The sequence below is a fragment of the Bacillus cereus group sp. Sample62 genome, assembly GCF_036851315.1.
Lineage (GTDB): Bacteria > Bacillota > Bacilli > Bacillales > Bacillaceae_G > Bacillus_A > Bacillus_A wiedmannii.
On the sequence record NZ_JAFLPK010000002.1, the window covers coordinates 325,310 to 332,273 of the forward strand.

Genomic DNA, 6,964 nt, shown 5'->3' on the forward strand with positions numbered 1-6,964 from the left:
TGGGGAGTGTGGTCACACTCCCGTAGCTTGCCCCCCCTTTTTTTTCCCTTTGCGAATATGTTTTTTATATTTCATTCCTTATGTAAAACCAACAAATTATAATTCAAAATACTCAACCTTTACCTCCTAAATAAACATAAATAACATCCGTTCGCTCATGACCAACCTCTTTTGTAACTCTTTCCGTAGCCTGTTCTAGTGTAAACCCTTTATCAATCTCTTGCTGAACTCGATCTTGTACATACGCATAGCGTAAGCCATGGAAAGTCAACTCGTTAATGTGTGTCACACCATCTCTTTCCCAAGTGCGCAGTTCAACACCTTCTTGGGTTTCTATTTTTTTTCGATTGTTATATAAGAACTTCTCTATACGGTTGACCGCGAGGTGAGTTTTTTCATTTTCACGAACAAAGAAGCGACCACCGCGAGGAGTTTCTCGCAGTTTTTTTTCTAAAACATTTCGCGTAACCATTGGAACCGGAACCTGTCTCCACTTACCATTTTTCGCTTCACTCTTTACTTGATAAACGCCTGTTCGAAGCGCTTGTTCTGCTTGTGAACGCGTCATAGCGACGGCTTCAGTAACCCTCAAACCCATTGTCCTGCATAGCGTCATGACGCTATGCACATCTTTTGCTGTTCTCGCTCCTGTTCCATTGTCTCGGTACACTTCAAGGGCTAATTTTTGCATGTTTCGGTACTCCTCGTTGGTCCATGAACGATCCCCTTTTATTGCAGGAGTCTTATCGAGTGAAACGGAATAGTTTTGTTTCAGTCCATCATTATCCGAAAGAGTGTATTTTGCTTCTGGAAGCATATCGTGCATAAAACGAATCGCGGCCAGATCATTTTTCAATGTTTTAGCTGCCACCCCCTCGTCTTGGCGGTACTCGATATAAGAAACTAAATGTTTGTCATGTAGATTTTTTAAATTTTTCAATTTGAATTTTTCATTGAGAAACTCAATGAACTTTCTGCAGCTGCTCTTGTATCTACCACGAGTACCGAATGAATTAGACCGTGTATGACGAAAAGTCTTTTCAAATTGCTGCATAATCGAAGATTTTCCCTTCGCTGTTTTTTCGGCCATTTTTACCCCCCTTTTCAAAAAATGCACACTTCGCCCAACGGCATTTTTGGGCGTCCTCTGGACTTCCTCAAATGCCTGGATTAACCCCCAACCCCAAAATCACGGGCGAGAAGGATTCCGTTTGATTCAGCAGGCATTTTGCGTGTGCTTTCTCTTTGCCGAATTTGCATTCGAATTTTTTTCACTTCGTTGAAAAATTCATCATGCAAGTTTGACTAACGTCAAACCGTTCGGCAAAGAGAAAGCACCCCTGCTATGCAATTTTGATTATTAGTACTAGATGAAGCTTCCCCCTGTAGTAGCAGGTTGACGACTTCGTCGTCACGCTCCAAGTAAACGGCATTCAGCAAGACTTTCGTCTAAGCGCCTTGACGCTTCGTTCACTTTATTTCTGGACGGTAATGCGCGCCTCACCGCCATATAACCCCGAGTCTTACCGACGATTTCCCTGTCTTAGACAGTCGCAATAAACGAACGTTTATCACTCTTACGATCCACGCCACCAGTCAACTTGTATTAGCTTTGCTGACAAATTGAAAACAACAAAAAAACGACCTCTCAACGAGCTCGCCCATTTTAGTAAGAAATAAAAATCCTACTTACTATTTAATTAAAATCATCCATTATCGATCTCATAACATTGACCACTTTCAACCTAAAATCTGAATGGCCAAAAAGAGAACCAAACTTAATGAAGTGCTCAATATCTTGCTCTCTCTCGATTTTTATTGAAAAGCTTTCTGAAGGAATAGAAAAAATAAATGATCCTTCATTTTGATCCTGTATAGCATACATTTCTAGCTTACTTTCAAAATCCAAAGACGGATTCTGAAACATCACTTTTTTTACTTTCATAAAAACCCCTCCTATTAAAATTTTTTCAAAGATTCCTTGCCAACAAAATGATTACCTTGTTTTTCACAAAACCACCCCTCCCTCTCAGAGCGCTCTAGACGCCCCAAATTTCGTTTTCAAGTACTTTGCTTATAAAAGTAAATGCAATCTATTTAAAAGCCCTTAAAAGGCTAAATTTTAAGTATAAAGGCAAAATAAAAAAGCCTGTTCAAAAAACACGCTCGTTTTAAATGATAATCATTTAATTTTTAAAAAAGGACATAATGATCCCGTTTCGCAACTTTATAATTCTTCTTCATGTTACTCATGAAGTCTTTTGTTCTAGTTAATCTACTAGAACGCTTTTTATCTTTCAGCTCACATTAGTGGGAAAGTATAAAAGCAAACTGTTACACAGCCTTTTATGAAGGTCTTTCGATTATCTTCTGCCCAACTTCATTCAGCACGTACACAACGGTACGGAAACGTACAAGGGCTACAAAAATTTAAAAAATCTACTCTCATTATATCAAATAAGTTTAGAAAGAAAAATATATTTTTAGAATTATCGACTTATTTATAGACCTCCTGCAGATCCTTCAAAGGCTTTATAACAAGGTTTTGCCCTCAGTAAAACTTTTTCTACCAACACTATTCGAATAGAGAGGTAACCAAACTATAATACCTATATCCAAAATAAACTAAAGAGGAGGATACTAATGAGTAAAAATATAATTTCATTATTAACATTAATCTTCGCAATACTAGGAGTGGCGGTAACTATATTAATCGCAATGTTTCCAAAATTACTACCCGCAGTGGGGACATACCTTTACAATTTAAACGGCTCCATTTGGGCCATTATCATTTTGTCACTCATTATTGTAGTACAACAAATATGTTTTATTGTGATATTGCAGAGGGCTACGATTTAGCCCTTTGCAATAAATATTCTGATAAAGCATTATAGTTTTTTGTAAAATACTTAATAATCAACTCTATACCGAAAGGTTCCACATCAAGATTACTAATTTTTTTATCATGATCCACTGTACATAGTTCAGTCCCATAATATCTTTTTACGTTCTCTACAGAGTCTATATTAGGGAATTCTTCTTTCAAATCTAAGTAAGGTGAATACATGATAAAGAGTGGCTTTCTACCCTCTATATCCTCTATTTCGTTCAATATTGCTAGAGAATATAAGCTAAAGTAATGTTCTTTTCCTTTTTGGCATTCTGAACAATCTTCGAATAAATTTTCATTTAAAAATAAAAATTTATGTGGATTCATCCGTGATTTTTTCATTTTCAAATAATGAAAATAACATAGTTTTTTATGGTGATTAGGGACATATTTTCTTACCTGGGCATAATTACTCTTAGAAAGCAGCAGTATTCCATTCCTTTTTAAATTAAAAAGAGTTGCTCTTTCTTCCGGATTGTCAGATTTCTCAGCATGTTTACTTATCCAATATGTCCAATAAGCGAGCCTTCCTGTAAATAACAATTCTTTATCTTTGGCTTTCCACTCAGACTGAAGTGTTTTATAACCTTGAATATAGTGCTCTTTTGTTTTTAATTCAGTGGCTTGCATACTTTCATCCCCTTTTGTTACTTTTCTAGCCAGTTATAGAAAACAACATTTTTGTTGATTTTACGATTTTGAAGTTTTTCAGCTGCTTTTTGCTTTTTAGCGATAACAAGATCATGTTTTGCTTTATCTTTAATACGACGTAACTCTAACTCTTCAATTTTTCTAACTAAAGCTGTGACCAAATAATCTCTGAAACTATTAACTTTTCCTTGGTTATATTTATCGACAACTTTTCTAACTACCGAATTAAAACTACGGTCTACCATATCTTCTTTTGTTGCTTCTCTTAGATTACTAATAATTAGATTTATATCTTCGTCACTATGTAAAGTCGAATCTTCTCCTGAAGGAGAAGTTCGCATATCATCATCAATATTCTCTATATCTTTATTATTATTATTTAATATAGGTTTTTTATTTAATATATTCTTTTGATTAGGTGTTGATTTTGGGGTGTCCAATTTGGGCTGCACAAAATCAACATCCCAAATTTCCCCGAACTCTTTTTCAGCATTAGCAAGGATTTCGGCCTTTTCTTCCGGAGAAAACGGTACCTTACGATAGTAATACACATATTCGTAGGAACGCCCTGAACGGTAACGGAATTCAATCATATAGTTAGCTCCAACAAGATCATTCCATGCTGTTTTCACCGATGTACGCTTGTTCTTAGCAAAGCGCTTATAAACTTCAGTCTTATGCAATTCCCATTTTGTAGGGTAAGAAAGTAGATTAACTAATAAGCCAAGTGCTTCTAAAGAAATAGGGTTTTCGTTATTTTCTTGAACTGCCTGTGCTGTTGCAACTGGAACACTTATACTGTAGTCATAAGGTACTTGAATCATTTTTGGGGTACCGCCAGCATTTCGGAAAAAAACCACGCTAAGAGAATTTATCTAAAAAAGAGCCGAAATTTACCCCGTTAAGAGTAAATTGGCTCTTTAATATGTAGAGGGTGCATAGAAAACTTAGAGGGTTATTAATTCTGTGTTTATTCGAGTTTTCGTTGATTAATTGCTCGATAAAGAGAACCTTGTGATACACCAGTTCCTTCTACAATTTCTTTAATAGGGGTCCCGTCACATGCCCATCAACTTAAGAATTTTCACTACCCCCAAGTGACAAAAATCGTTATTCTTTCTAAAAAGCTAGCTAGAAAGGGTGACATTTTTTATGAATCTTTCGATTCAAGATGAATTACAACTATTTTCTGAAGAACTGTATCGTCATTTAACCCCTTCTCTTTTGGAAGAACTCGCAAAAGAATTAGGTTTTGTAAAAAGAAAACGAAAGTTTTCTGGAAATGAATTAGCTACCATATGTATTTGGGTAAGTCAACGTACAGCGAGTGACTCGCTTGTTCGACTATGCAGTCAATTACATGCGGCCACAGGCACTCTTATGAGTCCAGAAGGACTCAATAAACGCTTTGATAAAAAAGCGGTTGAATTTTTGAAATATATTTTTTCGGCATTATGGAAAAGTAAAATCTGTGAAACATCGGCCATTTCAAGCGCGGCGCTCACGTATTTTCAACGAATTCGTATTTTAGATGCGACGATTTTCCAAGTACCAAAACATTTAGCCCATGTATATCCTGGATCAGGTGGTTGTGCACAAACAGCGGGTATCAAGATTCAATTAGAATATGACTTACATAGCGGACAGTTTCTAAACTTTCAGATAGGTCCAGGAAAAAATAATGATAAGACCTTTGGAACAGAATGCTTAGACACATTACGTCCAAGCGATTTATGTATCCGTGATTTAGGTTATTTTTCATTAGAAGACTTAGATCAAATGGATCAACGAGGTGCTTATTATATATCCAGATTAAAATTAAACCATACCGTGTATGTAAAAAATCCGTTTCCAGAATACTTTCGAAACGGAACCGTAAAAAAGCAATCACAGTATATCCAAGTTGATTTAGAACATATTATGAACAATTTAAAACCCGGTCAAACATACGAAATAAAAGAAGCTTACATTGGAAAGAATCAAAAACTATTCACACGTGTAATTATCTATCGTTTAACAGACAAACAGATACAGGAACGTAGAAAAAAACAAAGTTACACTGAAAGTAAAAAGGGTATTACATTTTCAGAAAAGAGTAAACGATTAACGGGTATCAACATATATGTCTCAAATACGCCTGAAGGAGTTGTTCCGATGGAACAAATACATGACTTTTACTCCCTTCGCTGGCAAATAGAAATTATTTTTAAAACGTGGAAATCCTTATTTCAAATTCATCATTGGCAAACTATCAAAAAAGAGCGATTAGAATGTCATGTGTATGGAAGACTTATTGCCATCTTTATCTGTTCTTCTACGATGTTTAAGATGCGTAAACTTCTTTTGCAAAAGAACAAAAGAGAATTAAGTGAATATAAAGCCATTGGGATGATTCAAGATCATGTATCGCTGTTATATCAAGCGATACAGAGAAACACCCAAAATCTAACAAAGATTTTAATCCGTTTGTTCGACCTCCTACAGAAGAATGGACGGAAATCTCATCGATATGAGAAGAAAACTATCTTTGATATTATGGGTGTTGTCTATGAGTATAATGGGTTTGGAAAACAAAAGAAAGCTGCATAATTTTTAAAATGAAACTCGTTAGAGTTTATTTGGTGTGTGTACTTTTCAATACCAAAAGTACATTACGTGTTTTTTAGTTTGTTTGAACGAAAGTTCATTTTGTTTTCGTTCTTAAGTTGATGGGCATGTGACGGGACCCCTATAAGTTCTTTTTTAATAGTAATAATGCAATAAGGAGAAAATTAACTTTCTTCTTATTGCATTATTGCTGGCTAAGTAGTTTAGAGTTTCTTGTCCTAAGTACAAAAAGTTTAGACTTTCATGTCCCGTTATTAAGACAAGAAAGTACCTACAAAGTTTATGATAAGGACTATTTTCCAACGATTGTTCATGAGATTTTAGTTTAGAGATTCATGTCTTTGTACATTACAGAAGCAAATCCATGTGATCTTATGGGTACGTGTAGGTTTAAATGTAGGTTACTTTTCTACTCTGTAACAAGTTTAAATATATAGTATATAAAAAATAAACAAGATAGATATGCTAGTCTATAGCTACTAGTGATTGGGTGTGTAGTAGGTATATATAAAGAACCCGACATTTGTGCCAGGCTCTTTTGGGTTATATTTGAGATTAGAGTTTGTTAAATTTAGTCTTTATTTCTTCTTTTTCTTTTCGCTCATCTTTTGGTGTACGCGTGAAGCATACGGAAATATTCTTTGTACCAATAAGCTTATGAGCATCGGGTAAAAGTTTTTCCGTTTTCGCTTTATTTTCTAAACTCCGTTTTTTTCCATTTAAATCATTATTAAGGAAACTGCGAAAATATATTTTGTCTTGTTCATTATCTTTACTGGTAGGATATGAATATGAACAAGCCAATCTATCCTTAAG

Annotated in this window: 7 protein-coding genes and 1 pseudogene; 2 read left to right on the forward strand and 6 right to left on the reverse strand. The window is 35.1% G+C overall.

Features of this window, described 5'->3' with window-relative positions:
- Positions 1-112 precede the first annotated feature (112 nt).
- Both J0835_RS28585 and J0835_RS28590 read right to left on the reverse strand, forming a co-directional pair.
- On the reverse strand, positions 113-1,090 hold the full coding sequence (locus J0835_RS28585; protein ID WP_333728197.1) for a tyrosine-type recombinase/integrase: 978 nt from the start codon (positions 1,088-1,090) through the stop codon (positions 113-115).
- Between the two features lie 606 nt (positions 1,091-1,696).
- Complete coding sequence (locus tag J0835_RS28590) at positions 1,697-1,945, reverse strand: hypothetical protein (RefSeq protein WP_259549669.1); 249 nt, start codon at positions 1,943-1,945, stop codon at positions 1,697-1,699.
- 698 nt (positions 1,946-2,643) lie between these two features.
- Between J0835_RS28590 and J0835_RS28595 the strand changes: the two genes are divergently transcribed.
- Positions 2,644-2,859, forward strand: a complete 216-nt coding sequence (locus J0835_RS28595) for a hypothetical protein (RefSeq protein ID WP_333728198.1) — start codon at positions 2,644-2,646, stop codon at positions 2,857-2,859.
- Here J0835_RS28595 and J0835_RS28600 read toward each other — a convergent pair.
- From J0835_RS28600 to J0835_RS28610, 3 genes and pseudogenes are all read right to left on the reverse strand, one after another.
- Positions 2,849-3,520: a hypothetical protein gene (locus tag J0835_RS28600; RefSeq protein WP_333728199.1), complete on the reverse strand. Its 672-nt coding sequence runs from the start codon at positions 3,518-3,520 to the stop codon at positions 2,849-2,851. The genes J0835_RS28595 and J0835_RS28600 overlap by 11 nt on opposite strands.
- A gap of 17 nt (positions 3,521-3,537) precedes the next feature.
- Positions 3,538-4,365: a hypothetical protein gene (locus J0835_RS28605; RefSeq protein ID WP_333728200.1), complete on the reverse strand. Its 828-nt coding sequence runs from the start codon at positions 4,363-4,365 to the stop codon at positions 3,538-3,540.
- 146 nt (positions 4,366-4,511) lie between these two features.
- Positions 4,512-4,589 (reverse strand): annotated as a pseudogene (locus J0835_RS28610) (recombinase family protein); the annotation flags it as partial.
- 104 nt (positions 4,590-4,693) lie between these two features.
- Here J0835_RS28610 and J0835_RS28615 point away from each other — a divergent pair.
- Entirely contained in the window at positions 4,694-6,130 is a 1,437-nt protein-coding gene (locus J0835_RS28615) for an IS4 family transposase (RefSeq protein WP_001053964.1), read from the forward strand.
- 573 nt (positions 6,131-6,703) lie between these two features.
- On the opposite strand, the gene J0835_RS28620 is transcribed toward J0835_RS28615, so the two are convergent.
- A partial coding sequence (locus J0835_RS28620; RefSeq protein ID WP_333728201.1) for a DUF6037 family protein occupies positions 6,704-6,964 on the reverse strand: 261 nt, incomplete at its 5' end.